General features: G+C 48.6%; 20 protein-coding genes. 4 read left to right on the forward strand and 16 right to left on the reverse strand.

Annotated elements, in window-relative coordinates; genetic code table 11:
• The first annotated feature begins 1 nt into the window (after position 1).
• From B5F76_RS08310 to B5F76_RS08325, 4 genes are read left to right on the forward strand one after another with little or no spacing between them, the layout of a single operon-like run.
• Entirely contained in the window at positions 2–1,378 is a 1,377-nt protein-coding gene (locus B5F76_RS08310) for an SNF2-related protein (protein WP_087353215.1), read from the forward strand.
• Entirely contained in the window at positions 1,375–1,695 is a 321-nt protein-coding gene (locus B5F76_RS08315; protein ID WP_087353216.1) for a hypothetical protein, read from the forward strand. Before B5F76_RS08310 ends, B5F76_RS08315 begins: the two co-directional genes overlap by 4 nt.
• Positions 1,685–6,094, forward strand: coding sequence for a hypothetical protein (locus B5F76_RS08320; RefSeq protein ID WP_087353218.1), 4,410 nt, complete (start codon positions 1,685–1,687; stop codon positions 6,092–6,094). The genes B5F76_RS08315 and B5F76_RS08320 overlap by 11 nt, the downstream gene beginning before the upstream one ends.
• Positions 6,095–6,100: 6 nt before the next feature.
• Positions 6,101–6,844, forward strand: coding sequence for a hypothetical protein (locus tag B5F76_RS08325; RefSeq protein ID WP_087353220.1), 744 nt, complete (start codon positions 6,101–6,103; stop codon positions 6,842–6,844).
• Positions 6,845–6,924: 80 nt separating this feature from the next.
• Here the strand turns inward: B5F76_RS08325 and B5F76_RS08330 are convergent, their stop codons facing one another.
• The 16 genes from B5F76_RS08330 to B5F76_RS08400 all read right to left on the reverse strand — a co-directional run bounded on the left by B5F76_RS08330 (position 6,925) and on the right by B5F76_RS08400 (position 17,552).
• Complete coding sequence (locus tag B5F76_RS08330) at positions 6,925–8,028, reverse strand: RtcB family protein (RefSeq protein WP_087353222.1); 1,104 nt, start codon at positions 8,026–8,028, stop codon at positions 6,925–6,927.
• 21 nt (positions 8,029–8,049) lie between these two features.
• The gene (locus B5F76_RS08335; RefSeq protein ID WP_087353224.1) at positions 8,050–8,271 is read right to left on the reverse strand and encodes a hypothetical protein; all 222 of its coding nucleotides are present in this window, start codon (positions 8,269–8,271) and stop codon (positions 8,050–8,052) included.
• Positions 8,272–8,860: 589 nt separating this feature from the next.
• Complete coding sequence (locus tag B5F76_RS08345; RefSeq protein WP_087353228.1) at positions 8,861–9,385, reverse strand: hypothetical protein; 525 nt, start codon at positions 9,383–9,385, stop codon at positions 8,861–8,863.
• Positions 9,385–9,639, reverse strand: a complete 255-nt coding sequence (locus tag B5F76_RS08350) for a hypothetical protein (RefSeq protein ID WP_087353230.1) — start codon at positions 9,637–9,639, stop codon at positions 9,385–9,387. Before B5F76_RS08350 ends, B5F76_RS08345 begins: the two co-directional genes overlap by 1 nt.
• 2 nt (positions 9,640–9,641) lie before the next feature.
• Positions 9,642–10,151: a hypothetical protein gene (locus tag B5F76_RS08355; RefSeq protein ID WP_087353232.1), complete on the reverse strand. Its 510-nt coding sequence runs from the start codon at positions 10,149–10,151 to the stop codon at positions 9,642–9,644.
• Positions 10,152–10,153: 2 nt separating this feature from the next.
• A complete protein-coding gene (locus tag B5F76_RS14505) occupies positions 10,154–10,417 on the reverse strand; it encodes a hypothetical protein (protein WP_144268428.1) in 264 nt (87 codons plus the stop codon).
• Between the two features lie 338 nt (positions 10,418–10,755).
• Positions 10,756–11,910, reverse strand: a complete 1,155-nt coding sequence (locus tag B5F76_RS08360; protein ID WP_087353234.1) for an ATP-dependent DNA helicase — start codon at positions 11,908–11,910, stop codon at positions 10,756–10,758.
• Positions 11,891–12,100 carry a hypothetical protein gene (locus B5F76_RS08365; protein ID WP_087353236.1) on the reverse strand — a complete coding sequence of 70 codons (210 nt, stop codon included), beginning with the start codon at positions 12,098–12,100 and terminating at the stop codon, positions 11,891–11,893. Before B5F76_RS08365 ends, B5F76_RS08360 begins: the two co-directional genes overlap by 20 nt.
• 215 nt (positions 12,101–12,315) lie before the next feature.
• Positions 12,316–12,732, reverse strand: coding sequence for a GIY-YIG nuclease family protein (locus B5F76_RS08370; protein WP_144268429.1), 417 nt, complete (start codon positions 12,730–12,732; stop codon positions 12,316–12,318).
• A 6-nt stretch (positions 12,733–12,738) separates the two neighbouring features.
• The gene (locus B5F76_RS08375) at positions 12,739–13,173 is read right to left on the reverse strand and encodes a BRO-N domain-containing protein (protein ID WP_239407001.1); all 435 of its coding nucleotides are present in this window, start codon (positions 13,171–13,173) and stop codon (positions 12,739–12,741) included.
• The gene (locus tag B5F76_RS15580; RefSeq protein ID WP_087353242.1) at positions 13,092–13,322 is read right to left on the reverse strand and encodes a helix-turn-helix domain-containing protein; all 231 of its coding nucleotides are present in this window, start codon (positions 13,320–13,322) and stop codon (positions 13,092–13,094) included. The genes B5F76_RS08375 and B5F76_RS15580 overlap by 82 nt, the downstream gene beginning before the upstream one ends.
• 2 nt (positions 13,323–13,324) lie before the next feature.
• Positions 13,325–13,678 (reverse strand): hypothetical protein, encoded by a 354-nt coding sequence (locus B5F76_RS08385; protein WP_144268431.1) that lies wholly within the window; start codon positions 13,676–13,678, stop codon positions 13,325–13,327.
• Positions 13,656–13,922 (reverse strand): hypothetical protein, encoded by a 267-nt coding sequence (locus B5F76_RS14510; RefSeq protein WP_144268432.1) that lies wholly within the window; start codon positions 13,920–13,922, stop codon positions 13,656–13,658. The genes B5F76_RS08385 and B5F76_RS14510 overlap by 23 nt, the downstream gene beginning before the upstream one ends.
• Positions 13,882–14,586, reverse strand: a complete 705-nt coding sequence (gene nrdG, locus B5F76_RS08390) for an anaerobic ribonucleoside-triphosphate reductase activating protein (RefSeq protein ID WP_087353246.1) — start codon at positions 14,584–14,586, stop codon at positions 13,882–13,884. The genes B5F76_RS14510 and nrdG overlap by 41 nt, the downstream gene beginning before the upstream one ends.
• A 188-nt stretch (positions 14,587–14,774) precedes the next feature.
• Positions 14,775–17,021 (reverse strand): anaerobic ribonucleoside triphosphate reductase, encoded by a 2,247-nt coding sequence (locus B5F76_RS08395; protein ID WP_087353248.1) that lies wholly within the window; start codon positions 17,019–17,021, stop codon positions 14,775–14,777.
• Positions 17,022–17,162: 141 nt separating this feature from the next.
• Positions 17,163–17,552, reverse strand: coding sequence for a hypothetical protein (locus B5F76_RS08400; protein WP_087353250.1), 390 nt, complete (start codon positions 17,550–17,552; stop codon positions 17,163–17,165).
• Positions 17,553–17,610: the final 58 nt, after the last annotated feature.

Raw genomic sequence — 17,610 nt, forward strand, 5'->3', positions numbered from 1 at the left:
TATGCCAGATGCCCTTAAGGACTACCAACAACGAGTTATTGATAAACTGTACGGGAAGAAGAGTCCACGTGGTGTTATCGCCTATCACTCTACGGGTTCTGGCAAGACCTACACAGCACTGTCAGCTCTAAGCAAGGCTCTGCAAAATAAGGATGACCGAGCCCTATGGATTGCTCCGGCCTCACTCACCACGAACTTCGAAAAGGAGCGCGTGAAGCATGGCCTGCAATATCCGGGCAAGGTCGATGTCTACAGCTACGAGAAGGCCCGTAACCTCGCAGACAAGCTCAAAGACACTAGGTACAAGCTGATAGTTCTTGATGAGGCACACAAACTGAGAAACAGCGGCACATCACTCACTTCTCGTCTAAAACCTGTTCTTGACAACTCAGATAAGGTTCTCATGCTTACCGGGACTGCCGGATACAACCACCCATCGGACATGATGAGCCTCATATCACTGATGGACAGTGATGCAAAAGTTCCCCGTGACCGTAAAGAGTTTATCAGCAACTATGTTGACGATGACAAGTGGAAAATCAAAAATCGTCCCAGATTGAAGAATATTCTCGACAGATACATTGATGTGTACGAGACTCCCAAGGACAGCGCTGACTTTCCTCGTATATACCGCAAGGTTATAGACACAGAAATGTCTCCTCACCAGGTAGAGTTGTACAGGTATCTTGAAAACAAAATACCTTCGCCGCTACGCAAAAAGGTTCGCAACAATCTGCCCATGAGCCTACGGGAAGCCACCAATCTCAATGCCTTCTCGACTGGCATCCGCCAGGCTTCCAACTCCATATCTCACCATCAGGTCAATGCTGACCCGTTCGACAGCGAAAAACTTAGAGTTGCTGCTGACCGCATGGCCAGAGCCGCCAATAAGACAGACAACTTCAGAGGTGTTGCATACTCAAACTTCCTTGATGCTGGCATTCTTCCCTACGAGAAGATACTGCAGAAACACGGACTGAAACCTATTGTATTTACTGGTGGGCTAGATGCAGAGCAGAAAAAGAAACTCGTTGCTGATTACAACACCCCTGGTGGGAAGAAAATTCTGTTGTTGTCCTCATCTGGTAGTGAAGGACTTGACCTCAAAGGGACAAGGCTTCTGCAGATACTGGAGCCACATTTTAATAGATCCAAGATACAGCAGGTTGAGGGGCGCGGAGCCCGATACCATTCACATATAGACCTGCCTGAAGATCAACGAAATATCACCATCGAAGAATATCACTCCAAGCTTCCGCCCAGGATGTGGCAAAAGCTTCTCAATACAAGAGATACTTCGATAGACGAATACCTTGCCGCAATCTCTAATATGAAACAGCAACTTACAGATGATATGAGGGGCTTGGCTAAAAAATGAGCGATGTAGCTACAGTAACAGACGACAAGCTTGAGGGATTTGGTAATCCCTTCTCTTCCAGATATACGGAAGCACCATTCCCGAAGGATACAGTTATCAAGATGTACACTGGAAATCTGTCCGACCCAGGCGATTGCGCTATAGCCGAGTACATACTCACGAAATCCCTGCGCTGTGGTGGATACCTGAACAAACCAGGAGACATAGCTGTATTCGAGCGCACAGGCACATTCGACAAGATGGGCGACTACCACATCTACCTGTACTACGCCATGCTGCCTGAGCAAGAGAAAAAGGCTGAAAGTAATGCCCAATAATGTCTCTATTCGCAAGATAGTTGCCTACCCATACGAGATCCGCAATGCCATCCACGAAAAGGTAGCAGCGGCCATCAAGAGCAAGTTTCCTGTAGAGGGTGAGCGGTATACAGCTGATGTTTCCAATGTAGAGGCTGTCTTCGGTGAAATCTCCCACGACCAGCAGAAGAAGGTTGTGCTGACCAAGGGCAACAAGAACTCTCGCATATATGGCGACCTCACCATAACCGACAAGAAGACCGGCAAGGTTGTCGCAACATTTAAGAAATACCTGCTGGCTACGCTGCCCTACTACACATATCGCTACACGATGATGGTAGACGGCAACGAGTATTCGGTAGTCTCACAGATGCGCACAAAGTCTGGTGTCTATACCCGCAAGAGAGGCAACGATGAACTCGAAAGCGCCTTCAACCTGGAGAAGGGAGCGAACTTCAAACTGCTCATGGACCCCAAGACAGGTATCTTCAAGATGGACATCCTCGGGTCCACATTTCCTGTGTTCGCTTTTCTGGACATACTCGGCGCCAAGCGAGCCGATGAGGAAAACGCCATCGGGACCGAGCTTTGGCAGAGGAATCGTGAGGCAGCCACAGAATCCCAGATAGCGAAGGCTCGCAACCTTCTCTTCAACAAGCTGGTACGCTACAAGGATACCGGGCCAGACGAGCACATCAATTCCGCCGAAAAGGACGAAGCCATCCGTGGATATTTTGCCAACACGAAGATGGACCCGGAGACCACAAAGGTAACTCTTGGTATTCCGCAAACATCTGTCGGTGTCGTAACCATCCTGCGCGCCATGCGCAAAATCATGGATGTCTACAAAGGCGAGGCTGATGTTGACGAACGAGATCATCTGGAGTTCCAGAAAGTCTACGGTGTGGAGGATCTGCTCGCCGAAGTAATCGAGAAGTCGAAAGAGATAGGCCCGAAGATAAAGAAGGCGCTGGACACTTTCGAGCTGAAGCATCCGGAAAAGTTCAAGACGAATTTCAACTCCAGCGTCTTTTCTCAGCCCATACGCAGCTTTTTGACCTCATCGTCCCTTTCGCGTTTACCCTCGCAAATCAACCCGATGGAGTTCATGGACTCTGCCTCGATCATCACGAGGCTTGGCGAGGGGGCTATCTCCAGTGAAAGAGCTGTGCCCTTCTCTACCCGTGGTGTTACCTACTCAAGCGCCGGCCTTATCGACCCTATCGCAGCGCCTGAATCCTTCAAGGTTGGTATTGACGTGCACGCTACCATCAATGCCGCCAAGGGATCTGACCACGAGTTCTACAAGAAACTGCGTGACTGCAAGACAAATCAGATAGGTTACCACAGAGCTATCGATCTGTACGACAAAAGGGTTGGCTTCCCTGACCCCAAATACCTCAAGAACAAGAAGCGTGATGATATCGTCTATGCCACCTACCGTGGTGATCTGGTAAAGTGCAGACGCTCCGAGCTGGATTACCAGATAGACGATCCAGCAGATCTTACCAGCTTCACCACCAACAGCATACCCTTTATGCCCAGCAACCAGGGCAACCGTTTGTTGATGGGTGACAAGCATGTGCAGCAGGCTCTGCCCCTGGAGGATCCAGACGTTCGTCTCGTACGTACAAAATCGGATTCATTCCGGGATGGTAGCGTGCTCAGAGAGCTTGGCTACGGCACTGTTCCCGTGGCGCCTGCCGATGGGACAGTTACCAGGGTGGACGAGGACTTTATCTATATAAAGGACACCACAGGGAAAACATGGCCGGTAGATTATGTAAAGGACATGCCGCTGGCCTCAAAGACGTTCCTCACCAATACCGTCACGGTAAAAGTTGGAGACAAGGTAACGAAGGGGCAACCTCTTGCCAATTCAAACTTCTCCAAGGATGGCTGGCTGACAACAGGCAAGAACCTGCTGGTTGCGTACATGCCCTACAAGGGCCTGAATCACGAAGACGCCATTGTGGTGAGCGAAGCTGCCGCGCAAAAGATGACCTCCATCCATGCCAGCAAGATATTCGTTCAGATTACCCGCAACATGATCCTCGGCAAGGACCACTACACTGCTGCCTTTCCTACCAACTTCACTACAGAGCAACTCGCGAATCTGGATGCGGATGGTATCGTAAAGAAGGGCACGAAGGTACATGAGGGCGATCCGCTGGTGCTGGCCATCGAGTCCAATACGGACAGCCGTATCAACCAGATCCTGGGCAAGCTCAACAAATCCCTTATGCACCCGTACAGGGATCTGGCGGAGAAGTACGAGGATCATTACGAGGCTGAAGTCACCGATACCTTCAAAACGGACAAGCTCATCACTGTTGTCCTCAGAATGCGCAAACCCCTGCAGATAGGCGACAAGCTTGCCGGATCCTATGGCAACAAGGGCGTGTGCTCTGTCATTGTGCCCACCGACAAGATGCCCAGGGATGAGGAAGGCAGGCCGCTAGATCTGGTGCTCACCTCTGCTGGCGTTATCTCGCGCATCAACCCTGCCCAGACTTTGGAATCTGCCCTTGGAAAAATAGCCCTCAAAACCGGAAAGGCATACGACATAGAGAACTACTCGATGCCTGATGCCGTCGAGTTCGTAAAGAACGAGATGAAGAAGAACGGCGTCAAGGACAAGGAAACGCTGTTCGACCCTGAGACGGGCAAGAAGATTCCCGGTGTCTTCGTCGGCGTGCAGCACATGCAAAAGCTCTTCAAGACGACCGATACCAACTTTGCGGCTCGCGGTATTGAAGGTGGCTATGATCAGGATGAAGTTCCCACAGGCAGTGGAGCAACCGGACCGAAAGGTATGGGCGGTATGGAAATCAATGCCCTGTTGGCCTCAAATGTACGAGCTCTGCTCCGCGAAGGAACCATGCTCCGCAGCTCGAAAAACTCCGACTTCTGGCGAGCGTTCCAGTCCGGAGCCACGCCGAACTTCCCCACCGAGAAGAAGACTTTCACCAGATTTCTGTCCATTCTGAAGCAGGCTGGCATCAACGTTGAGCGCAGGGGTGACGAACTGGTTGCCGCTCCGCTTACCGACAAGGATATCGAGAAGCTAAGCAGTGGCGAGCTCAAGACAGCAAAAAGACTTGATGCCGTTGACCTTCAGCACCCCTCAAAGGACGGCCTGTTTGACGAGGCCATCTTTGGTGGTCTTAAGGGAACCAAATGGGGACACATCACCCTCCCCGAACCTGTAGTCAATCCCGTCTTCGAGGGAGCGGCACGCAGGTTACTTGGGCTCTCCTCCAAGGACTTTGAGGAGCTTTGCCTGGACAAGGGCGGCAAGTACATAAAGGACAGGCTGAACGCCCTTGATATCAAGGAAGAACTGAAGAAAGCCGAGGACGCTCTCCATAACAATCAGGTAAAGAAGACTGAACTTGATGATATGGTCAAGCGTGTAAAGACACTCAGAGCCCTTGACCAGAACAACATGAAAGCCGGAGACGCCTACGTTCTGACAAAGTTCCCTGTAACGCCTCCCATACACAGACCCGTTGTCATCAGCCGAACTGGTGACATTATGAGCGGTGATACCAACGACTTCTACAAGGACCTGGTTCTCCAGAGCAACAGCTTCAAGGATGTCCTGAAAGCCGGTCTTGACCATGATGACATACGCAAGGAGCGAGAGGCACTGTACAAGCGTATCGGCGAGATTACCGGTATGCTTGCCCCCGATAGCGCCATGCAGAGAAACCGTAATGTGAAGGGCGCTATCAAGTTTATCGCCGGAGATGTTCCAAAGTCTGGATACTTTTATAAAAAATGTATCTATGGCCGCATGAATATGTCTGGTCGAGCCACAATTTCGCCTGATGTCTCATTAGGACTGGACGAGATTGGACTTCCCGAAGACATCGCCTGGGGTATGTACAAGCCATTTGTTATTCGAGAGATGTCTCGTATGGGGTACTCCATGGCCGATGCAGAAGAGGCCATCGAACAGCGAAACGATGTGGCAACCAAGATATTGCAGGCCGAGCTGGAAAAGCGTCCTGTAATTATGAATCGTGCTCCTTCACTGTGGCGACATTCTATGGTTGCTGCAAAGCCGTTGCTCCGCAAAGGCAAAAACGTCTGCGTCAACTCAATATGGGAAAAGGGCCTCAACGCAGACTACGATGGTGATGCCGTCAACATTCATGTTCCTGTTACAGACGAGGCCGTGGAAGACGCAAAGAAGCTGTTCCCATCTCACCAGGTATTCAACGACAAGGTACCGAACGCTATTGTGCAATCTCCCACCAGAGAACCAATCATAGGTCTGTACAAAGCAACGGCAAATATCGGAAAACCAAAGCCTGCTGGAGCAAAGATACACAAGTTCGCTAATGTTGAAGCTGCGTGGAAAGCGTACTACGCTGGTGAACTCAAGCTTACAGATTATGTGGATATAGGATAACAGTATATGGGATTGAAAGACGATAAAACCAACGTTGAAATAGCGCAGACCGCAACGATTGGTGTAGGGGCATATTATGGCGCTCGCGCTGCTGGGCGAAAGACTGGTAGATACGTAACACGTAATATGGTCAACCCAGGCAAGGACCTTGAACTGTCCACGAGGGACATCAAGAAAGTCTACGCTACACTCAAGGCAGACAAGAAGGATATCCGGGTAAAAAGCGTTCTTGATCCGACATCGCGTGTACCTGCTCCACACTACAATCCTGAAACAAACACTGCCCACATTAGGAATACGGCTGACGCAGCGCACGAGCTCGGCCACGCCACCAGTATTCTTAATCCCAAAAACAAGAGTTTGCGTCTGTTTTCAGCCAAGATAACCGCTGGAATCGGACATCATAATGCCGGTCACATTCGTGGAGCCACTGGGTTTCTGCGTGGACTTGAAGGTAAGGATAACGATTCCGGTGATTACAGCCTTGCTGACAACTTCGCCAGGGTAGCGACCGGTCTCGGAATGTTTGAGGAAGGTCAGGCATCCGTACGAGGCTACAACGCTCTTCGCAAGGTGAAAGGCTCTGAGTTCGCCAATCGTTCGGCTAAAAAAATCCTCATCCCTGCCTACGCCACCTATGTAGCCAATGCGGCCATAAACCATTTCGCTATGCCACGCATCGGGAATGCGTTTGGCCAGGCGGTAAGAAAAATAAAAGAGGAGTTGATTCCAAAAACTTCCAAAAAATGAAAGTTTAAGGAATCAATTCCTCAAAAATAAAAGGGGCAGCATTTTTATGTGCTGCCCCTTTTTAATTTATCTAAATGCCCCTACCCGGCCTTGAAACTGTACACTGGCTTGATGACCTTTACCACATCAGCAGTTGGACCAATGTTGGCAAGTATATTGTCCATGCCCTTGTAGGCCATCGGACTTTCGTCCAGAGTTGTCTGCTTTACTGAGGTTGAGTACACACCGGCCATTTCTCGCTGAAACTCTGCCATGCTCAACTTCTTCTTGGCCTGACTCCTGCTCATAATCCTGCCTGCGCCGTGGGGAGCCGAGTAATTCCAGTCTGCATTACCCTTGCCCCTGCAGATAAGGCTGCCATCTCGCATGTTGATTGGTACAAGGAACAGCTCATCCTTCTGTGCAGACACTGCGCCCTTGCGAAGAATCATGTTCTTCATGTCGATGTAGTTGTGAATTGTGGTGAAGTTGTTTGTGGGCAACGCTTCCATGCCGAACATATTGAACAGTATACTCCTGACAATTGTCTCTCTGTTCAGCACTGCGTATTCCTGAGCGACACGCATATCATTGAGATATGTGGTAAATGCGGAGTCCGTCAGATACGCCAACTCCTGTGGTACCTTGGCGCTGCACTGTTCGATAGCCAACTGCTGGTAGTAGTTGGCTATCTGCAAACCAAGATGCCTGCTGCCGGAATGCACAACCAGATACAGAGATCCCTCTTCATCCTTGTCGATCTCGATGAAATGGTTCCCACCACCGAGAGTACCGACACTCTTGGCAGCCCTGTCCATATCCACATGGTCTTTGCATACAAGTCCATCAAGCATGTCCTGCACTTCAGGGCATGGAACATGATCATGTATGGAAAAGCCCGCTGGTACATACTTGCGGATAACCTGGTCCAGCTTCTCAAAATCAAGGTCCACTGCGCCAAGATTCACGACAAACATTCCGCAGCCGATATCCACTCCGACAAGATTGGGGACTACCTTATCGGTAATCGTCATGGTAGTACCGATAGTGCAGCCCTTGCCTGCATGGATATCCGGCATCAGCCTGATACGGCTACCTTCAGTGAACTCCTGGTTACACAAGAGCTGCACCTGCTTGATGGACTCACCGTCCACCTCATCTGTAAATATCTTTGCTGTTGAGTACTTTCCTGTTATCTCTATCATTTCGTACCCTCCTCTACAAAACTATTGATGCGGTATCAAAGTAACAGGCTTACCGTCATTGTCAAAGACAGCAATATACTTGTCCTTGTCAATCTCCACTACCTTGTAGTTCATCACTTCGTGCGCCGGGAACACCGGACTCTCATCATCCTTCGGCGTAGCCCCACGAACGTGTACGTTTATGCGTACCTTGCAGAAGCACAGAATGATAAACACAATTATTAATAATACTGTTCCAACCATTTTAATTCCTCCTAAGATCCAATATGTCTCCGTCACTATTATATGTTATGCGATATGTCTTTTTAGATAATGTTACAAATATATGTGGCATTCTAGAAATTAGCTTTCTGCGAACTTCTATTTTCTTCTCGATTTCTTCATCCTGACTTGATGTGAATAAAATGTAAGCAGCCGTAATACCGATGCCAATCAATACAGCAAATATAAAGTCAATAACCACTGTCATATATCAACCTATTGATTTTATTGCAAAATGTATGGCAAGGTATAGTGCGCATATGCATGCAACTACATCAAGTATATCATACACTTTATTTACGAAAATTTTCCATGAACTCTGTATCAAAAGGACAACAGCTGCTATTGTAGCAATTACATACATAGAAGTACCTCTATTATCCTGCCAACCTACCAGCCATTTTAGCTGTAAACAGCAATGTGAACATCAACACGCAAAATATAGGTGCCAGCACAAGCCAGACGTTAAGGAGTTTTTCAGCATCACGTTCCGAGTGAATAATATTGACGTACCCTATTGTCATCCCTAGCACCGTGATTACCAAAAACAGTATGCCTGCTACGATAAGTCCTATATCCCACCACATATCTTCTCGTATTCCTCGCGGTTTACCTCACGCATAAACAGCGGGCCTATTGGTCCATCGGTTTTGTCTTCAACAGGAACAATAGCCAGTATTCTTCCGTCCCAGTATCCAGCAGACGCATTATATACGCATTCGTTTTCTACATCGACGTAGTGGAAGTAGTTCCAGTTGAGTTCCTTAAGTATGTACTTCGATATATCAAAACTAAGGTCCTGGTCTATCTCAAGACGGGCAATAAGCTTCAATCCCTCAAGCGTTTTCTTTGAAGGTCTGTACAGATACTGTCCTGTTTCCTCACACATTCCATCAAATTTCAGCGCCTCATGTTCGACAGGTCTACTGTAGGCAAAGATAGCCACCTTGTTGTCATCAAATCTGAAGCGCTCAGGAGAGCAATAGTCCGCTATAAGGCGCTCGCACGCTTCCTTGTGCTTTAGATTCAGGTACGTAGCCTTGTAGTACAAAAGATCGTTGTACTTCCCTTCACCAACATAGTACTGGTATTCCATCAGATACCCTCCTTGTTTTGTGTCTTGAGCTGCTTAACGCCATCTAGTACCTTGCGCACTTTTCGATACGTCTCCGGCCCGTTTCCTACAGCCATCCCCAGGCGCACACCATCGAGGTACTCCCTGGCTATCTCTTCGATAGCCTCAATGGCTGACTTTCCGCTCCGCATACGCTCAAGTACAAGCGCCAAGCCCTCGGCACGGTAGCCTATGATCTCAAGCGTATAATACCAGTCTCCGGTATCGCACAGCATTGCTAGCCCTCTTCAGCATACAGCCTGTCGCATTCGGACTGAGTGATTTCCCTCATCCAGTCAGGCACAACAGGGAACTCCTCATCCTTTGGACCTGGTATTTTCACCATCACTCGTTTCGTAGTGTATCCAGCGACAGTGCAATACCAACGCCCTCTTTCATAGGAATCTCTTCTTACTCCCAGTTTTTCCATAATATACTTGCTCGGATCGAAGTGCAGCATCTTCTCCTGCTCAATCCTGTTGGCGAGTTTCTTTCCTTCCTTGTCTCCCTTTCTGGGGAGATATCCATATCCACCGCCAAGCTCTATCTCCCCCCTCAGATAAGGCAGGTTTTTTCGTTCATTAAAGGCCAGGCCCATAATCTCATTGCCCTCAATGTACAGACCATCAGCACCATAGTCTTCCTTGAGAGACTTGCGTGCCTGCCTGCACTGCTCAACCCTGTCCCTGAGATCTTCCATGAAGGCATCGTTTTCGGGGCCTTCTCCCGCGTATATATACCTTTCCATACCTATCTCCTCCTCTCTGTGCATACAGCTGGCCTTGGGCCATTTGGCGTGTTTTCCCAGAGCTGAACAACAGGCCACTCGGGAAATCTGACGTTACTCTCCACAAACTTGTATCCATCTATACAAACTATACGAAATCGCTCACGCTTTTTCGTATCTCTGCTTTCCTCGACTTTATGCTTGTTGTTAAACTCAAAAGCTTCTGTATATGCAGGTACTGTTATTATGCTGCATACATGCAATATAATAACGATCAACGCTCTCATGTTATTACCCTCAATTTACAACACTTAGTAAAAGTGCCATTGCTGCCGATATAACTGCTACAAAAGTCAGAAACTTGAAAAACGTTGTGTCCGTTGGCTCACACCACCAGAAGATGGTCCACCACGCCACACTGGTAATTGTAAGCACCAGCAGTATCCCTATGAAATTGATAGCAAAGTCAAACATTTTTCAATTTCACTCCAGAAAAACCATGTAAAGACAGCGCACGACACAATAAATGCTACTATGTCCTCTACTGGTGATGAATCGGTAACCAATGAGGCAAGACCTACTGCAAAGAAGCTGAGCAACAGTATGAGCAAAATGATCATACGGCCTACCTTATTACCAGCAGATTCTTCTTCGCTCTGGTTACACCTGTGTACAGCCAGTGAGTGTACTCCTCTTCGGATACCTTACCTGGCTTGTAGTCAGCATACAGGACCACATTGTCCCATTCACTGCCCTGCGCCTTGTGCACTGACAACGCGTATCCATACTGGACAGGCACGGTATCTGGAGTGACTTTCGGAAAAGACGTGCTCTCCAGACCATCCCCATTTATCGGTACCCACTCATGGCAGCCCTCCAGCCACACTACCATCGTATTGGCGTTAACGAACACATCTCTATCCAGATCCTTAATCTCACCTATCTTGAGAACCTTATGCACCTCTCCGTTGTACAGTGATCCTCCAAGCGTGTTTCTCAATACAACTATCTTCTCGCCTACCTGAACGTTACCAGTGTAACCAAGCTTGTCCCGCATCTGTATATTCAAACGCTGGCGCCTGCTATTTGTGTAGCACAGAAGCGTGGTGTTGGACTTGCCTATGTTTTTGAAGAATGCCTGAGCGTACTTTGCGCCTGCGTACGCGGGAAACACGCCACACGCTCCTGACGATGTTTTATGCAAACCAACGTCCGGAAGCCTTCCCTCTTCACGAACCATGGTAGCGGCCTTGATGATGGGGTTATCGAGTGCTTGTCGGAAGACTTTCGTAAGTCTTGCGTCAGGGTTGTCGAGAACATCTATGCGTGTGCCAGATACCGGTGGCAACTGGAAGCTGTCACCTATAAGGACAACAGGCACATTCAGCTTGAGCACATCCCAGAGTATCTCCTGGTTTAGCATCGATGCTTCATCAATGATGAGCATGTCTGCCGGTATATGTTTTCTGCTTGTAAAAAGCAGGTTATTATTTTTTGTTTCTTCCGGTGGGTAATATATGGTCCTGTGCAGAGTAGCTATACTTTTGACCTTGCAGTACGGACCCATCTTTGACCTCAGCACCGAGGTAGCCTTTCCGGTGGGGGCGCAAAGGGCAACTGCTACCTTGTCGGACAGCTTTTCGAGCAGGTAACTGAGAACCGTAGTCTTTCCGGTACCAGCGTAGCCGGTAAGCGTAAACACCGTACCACCTCTGCGATACCACTCAAGTATGGCATCTATGGCATTGTTTTGCTCATCGCTAAGAGTTATGTCTGTCATTTGGGATCACCAGCGGTATTATATAATTCCTGTTATCAAAAGTGAGCTCGTCAAGACTTACCGGCCTCTGAGGCTCTTCACGCTTGTCTCTGGAACCAAAGTGTCTCACTATTATATCCTTGCGCTTACCGGTAAGTCTTCTCCTCGCTATTTCCACGGCTTCCATAGCCTGCTCATCTGTGAGTTCCATTTTATCTCCTTTTTTGAATGGCGCATTATCGTATGGGGTACGGTAATGCGCCTATATTTTTATCTACGCTGCCATGCCACAAACTGGTGTGGTATTACGATATTTCTTCAGATCATTCTTGCATGTATAGAAGAATCTCTCCCACACATCGATATGGCAGGCACCAGTAGTACCGTATAGATATGAATGTAAGGTGGTGAAACCATTTAACACCCCTATCCGCACATACCAATCAAATTGGCGAAGTCCCTCACATACGCATTGTGAACATCAATCTCTTCTTCCATGCGTACACGACGGATATCATCTTCGGTTGCGGTCATCTGATCGCTACACCGCTTAACGTAGTTGCGCACCGTATAGAACGGGTAGCGAACCCATTCACCATTCGTACGCTTGCCGGAGAACTTTTTGAGCGCACTTTTCTCCAGGGAAGCGTAGTCAAGTACCACAGGGGTAACATACACCATTGCCTTGTCCGGGCTGATGCCAGCCGCTGACAGGACGGACCTCGTTCTCCGCCGAGGATCCTTGGTCCGCCCTATCTTCACCATATTTCTTTCCCTGTCGGCAATGACGTACACATACCCAAGGTTTCCGCACAAATCCCTCCCGATTTGTGCTGTATTCAATGTTGGTTAATCTCCGTTGGAAGTGTCAGCGCCAGTGTAATGGGTGACCTGATGAGCTACCCACTTCGAGAAGCCAAGCGCTTTGGGTTTGTTGCTACGGAACAGGAAGTAGAACATTCCGGCCTCGGACACCAGCAGTGCTGTCTGCCTGCCGCTGTTGGTGGGAATGATACGATACCTCTTCCATTCTTCAGGAACACTGGAAAACGATTTTCCAATATTGTTGATAGCCTTTTGCGAGAAATCCAGAGACGACAATATGTCTCTGGCAACAAACAGCAAAAGGTTATCTTCCCGGAACACCCGAACTTTTCGCTGCTTGTCATCTGTGAACACTGTTTCGGCCAACATGGCGCTGCCTACCTGTTTACATTGTTGAAGATAAAGCGATTCAATTCTTCCTTCAGAACGTACAGCCGCCTGGGGGAAAACTGCACACACTTCAGTGGATTCTCCTCGCGGTGTATGTAATTCCTCACCTGCCCCGGCGTACATCTGAGAATCTTCGCTACTTCCTTAATGGTAAGCAACGGCGACTTCCCTAATTCCACAGCCTCACAAACATCCGCCATTGCGATATCATCAGACATTTTTATTCCCCGGTGCTATTGCTCGTTGATTCATCTATGTACAGAACTGCAGCCGCCAAATAATTTATAGCGCCCAGCAGCTCGTTCCGCGCCGCTTCCGGCCCCTTTGACTCCAGCAGTCCTATGGCCTCAACCGCCTTCTTGCAGCACTGTCCTACAGGAAATCCCAAGCCAACATCACGTGTAATGGTCATAATTGGCTGCTTACGAAATTCCTTGCAATCACGATTGTGTCTCTCCCTGCCCTTGCCATACGCCGCCTGGCAGCATGCCTCGTTAAACACACTTGCAAGCGTGCAGTAATCCTTATACTCCTGACTATCGCTGTCAGGTTTAGGTAATATCAAGTTCTCCATTGCGAATCCTGTAGAGATTACAAGTTGATATTTCGCAGTCCGGTTCAACCACGTGCCGCCCATCGACTATCTTTACGGAGCCACCACCCATACACTCGCTGCAATGCTTGCGTATGAGTTTCAGCAGCTCCTTTGTAAGCTTGTCGCCGACCAACGGCTTTACGGGTTTTTCCTTATTAGCAGTCGCCTTACCAGTTGCGGCCTTAGCTTGTTGCGCCTTTTCGGCAGACTCTATCTTCTTCAACAGCGTCGCCTCCAACCGCTGCTTTGCCTTCTCGTCGCCCAGTGCCGCCTGTTGAGTCCAATACACCAACAATTCCGGCACTGTACGTCTTACCCTCTTTGCCTTTGCCATAGTGGATATCCCCCTCCTCTGCCTTTTCAAGCCACTTGAGAAGTTCTGACGGTTCGGTCTCGTCGGGCTTCCACAGGACAACCCTGTCAGCCCCGAGACTTTTATGGCAGTCTATCAATCGCTGATTCGAAGAACCACGGTACGGGAGTTCAAGTGTTCGCAACTCCTGCACAAATGGCCCGTCTACCAACACATCGATAAACGGTATGGCGTGACTTAGACAGACATTCTCCCAAAGGTAGCCTGTGTACACCCAAATATTGCAGTCCTGGCGGGCATACTTGAGATTCAAGCACAACCTTGTGAGTGCGTCCTCTTGGAAAAAGGGGTCTCCGCCTGAGATAGTGATACGGGGTATCTCATCCCTTGTAAAGCCCTCCAGCAGCTTTTCAACAATATTTTTTGAATTTTCGACATGTCCGGCATCAGGGTCATGTGTCTGTGGATTGTGACAACCCTTGCAGTGATGCGAACATCCCTGAAAAAACACGACGTTACGAATGCCTGGACCGTCCACGACAGAGTTGAACTCGTAACTTGCGATTTTAGCCATAAAATCCTCCTTAAAGCTGGGAAATTCCAGACAATACCTTATAACAAAAATGGGTGCCAAAAACGCATAGCGCAATTGGCACCCACAAGCAAAAATATGATCAAAAACGCGTTAAAATGTGCTTAACGATGTTAGCAGTAACAATGATGGCATGTTTAGATATACATGTATAAAAATACCCCTGACAGCTATATTTTATGCTTAACGCGATCACGCTCTTCTGCAAGCTTACCATCGTTAAACCGCTTGTTCCTGTCTCCCACCAAGTATCCTGTTATTCTCCGAAGGCGTTGAATTTTTCCTTCATCGCTATTGCCACACTTTGGACACATATCGTTAATGATACCGGTATGGCCACACACAGTGCAAGTATCAATAGCCCTGTTAATAGCGCCGTAACCAATATTAAAGTCATGCATCCAGCGAACAATACGCTCAACAGCCTCCAGATTTTGTGTGGGATCTCCATCAAACTCGACATAAGCGATATGCCCTCCGTTCTCAAGAGCGTGGTAAGGTGCTTCTATGGCTAGTTTATCTTTTGCGCTAATATTATACCAAACAGGGCAATGGGAGGAGTTAGTGTAATACTCTCTATCGGTAACACCAGGGATAACACCAAAGCGTTCTCGATCCTTGCGCAGTAGCGAAGAAGCAGTACTCTCTGCGGGAGAGCCGATAAGAGAGAAGTTCAAATGATGCTTTTCGGTAGCCTGGTCCATGCGCTCACGCATATGGCCGATGATCCTCAAGCCAAGCTCCTGCGCTTCGGCTGACTCTCCGTGGTGCTTCCCGATAAGGGCCACAAGGCATTCAGCGAGTCCAACAAAGCCAGTAGTGAGAGTACCATGCTTGTAAGCGTCGAACAGAGTAGAATCATCCTTCAAGTCCTCGGAACCCATGTACATCTTGTTTCCGAAGAGCATGGGGTAATTGTACACGTGACGAGATGCCTGGATGCGGAATCGGAAGAGAAGCTCCTCAATGCAGAGATCAATGGTATCGTCCAGCTTCTTGAAGAATGTATCGATGTTACCTTCAGATTCGAGAGCGAGGTGCGGCAGGTTTACCGTGATAAAGGACAGGTTGCCACGCATGGAGGTAGTCTCAGGGCCATTGACGTTGCCCATCACGCGGGTGCGGCACCCCATCGTACAGACGTAGGTATCCGGCTCACCTTCTTTATAATACTGCAAATTGAATGGCGAATCCAGAAACTCGTAGTTGGGGAACATACGATGTGCTGTAACTGCAATTGCTTTCCTGAACAAATCGTAGTTAGGATCACCAGGCTTGTAGTTCACACCATCTTTAACGAGAAACACATGAATGGGAAATATCTGCGTCTCGCCATTACCAAGGCCATTATCAAGTGCCTGCAGCATGCACGCGATTACCATACGCTGCTCAATAGACGTTCCCATACCGTAGTTCACAGAAGAGAACGGAACTTGGGCGCCAGCTCTGCTCGCCATGGTACAAAGGTTGTGGATGCATGCCTCGGCACCTTGCATACACTCGTCTGTCACCTGGATGATAGCAGAGTTCACCTGCTGCTTTGTTGGCTTAACGCCATAGAACTCCTCGCAGAGAGAACAGAGCTCTTTGATGGCCTCATTGGACATCAGGGTCTTGCCGCACTTGGGATAGATACGCTCCATGGCCGCATCGCGGAAACGCCTTGCGTGATGCATACCGTACTTGTCGCGAGCTCCCATACTCTCGATGATGGTATCGGCCAATATACGGGCGAAAGATTTCGACACGCCAGGGGCAAGATAATACTCAAGCGCCGGGATGGACTGGCCCCCAAACATATCGTTCTGATTAGCCTGGATAACTATACACAGAAGAGACCAGTAATTGCGGATAGACTGCGGCGTGCGAATAGACCCGTGCCCGGTGCTAAAGCCATTCTCGAACAACTTCTCAAGGTTAATCTGGAGGCAGTTTGCTGCCGTTCCATAAAAATCCAGATCATGTTCGTGCGTGACTCCATCTCTGTGAGCTTTTGAAGCTTCTGGGCTCAGCACCTCGGACAGGTAATAGTGCTTCATCACATCAGAGCCAATCTTCAGCATCAGCCCCATAGTGCTATCGGCGTTGATATTCCCATTCTCACGCATACCTGTATCCTGGCTTGCGTCAATGTTGGTAAGCGTACGCAATCGGTTGAATATATATCCCTGTTTCTCTCGCTCAGCATCACGGCTAAGGCGCTCTTCAGCGTATTTATCAGCAGCAACCTTGTCCAGATGTGCCATTACAATATTGCTGATTTCTGACGTTGTAATATCTTTGCCGACATTCATATCGTTAATAATGTCAGCGGTAATAGTGTTGATATTGTCAGGATTGACAAGTGAGGATATGGAGTTTGCTATTTTGTTGGAATCAAACTCATCCACACTGCCGTCACGTTTATAAACCTGCATACTGTCAACCTTCGTTCGGGTAAAAAATTAGGGGGATTTTCCAGCCAAATAAGGCGGTGCGCTTTACGAAATGAACCGTATCACGCACCGCCGATCTTGGCAAGGGGCTCTAATTAAATATTGAGCCCAATCCCCCTTCTGTTACACCCTGTCAATTCCAGGATTGTCGCTAACCATAAGGAATTTCTTGTTTTCTCCCCCGAACAAAATATAGTAGGGGTTCACGGAATAGAGCATCATCAGGTTCCACAGCCAGTAGGAAGGTATGTGCCCAGCTTGCTTGGCCTTTACGAAGGTTGCGGAATTTATGTCAGCAAGGCGCTGCAAATCCTGCGCTGTAGAGGCACTGGTGATCTCCCGCATGCGCTCAACCACAGCGTCAAAGTCATCCACCTTGTAATTCTTGTCCACCTTGCGAGGCTTGCTCATCCGGGTAAGAACCTTCCGAACATCCTCCAGGTTCAGGTTGGCAAAGCTGGGGTCGTCCTTGAGAATTTCGAGTGCCTTGTTGAGTTTTTCGTTGTCTATCATTGTTTTCTCCTTTTTGGTGCTTGCCGGCTTAGCCAGCTAGTCAATCAATTCGGCATTA

It is taken from the genome of Desulfovibrio sp. An276, assembly GCF_002159665.1.
Lineage (GTDB): Bacteria > Desulfobacterota > Desulfovibrionia > Desulfovibrionales > Desulfovibrionaceae > Desulfovibrio > Desulfovibrio faecigallinarum.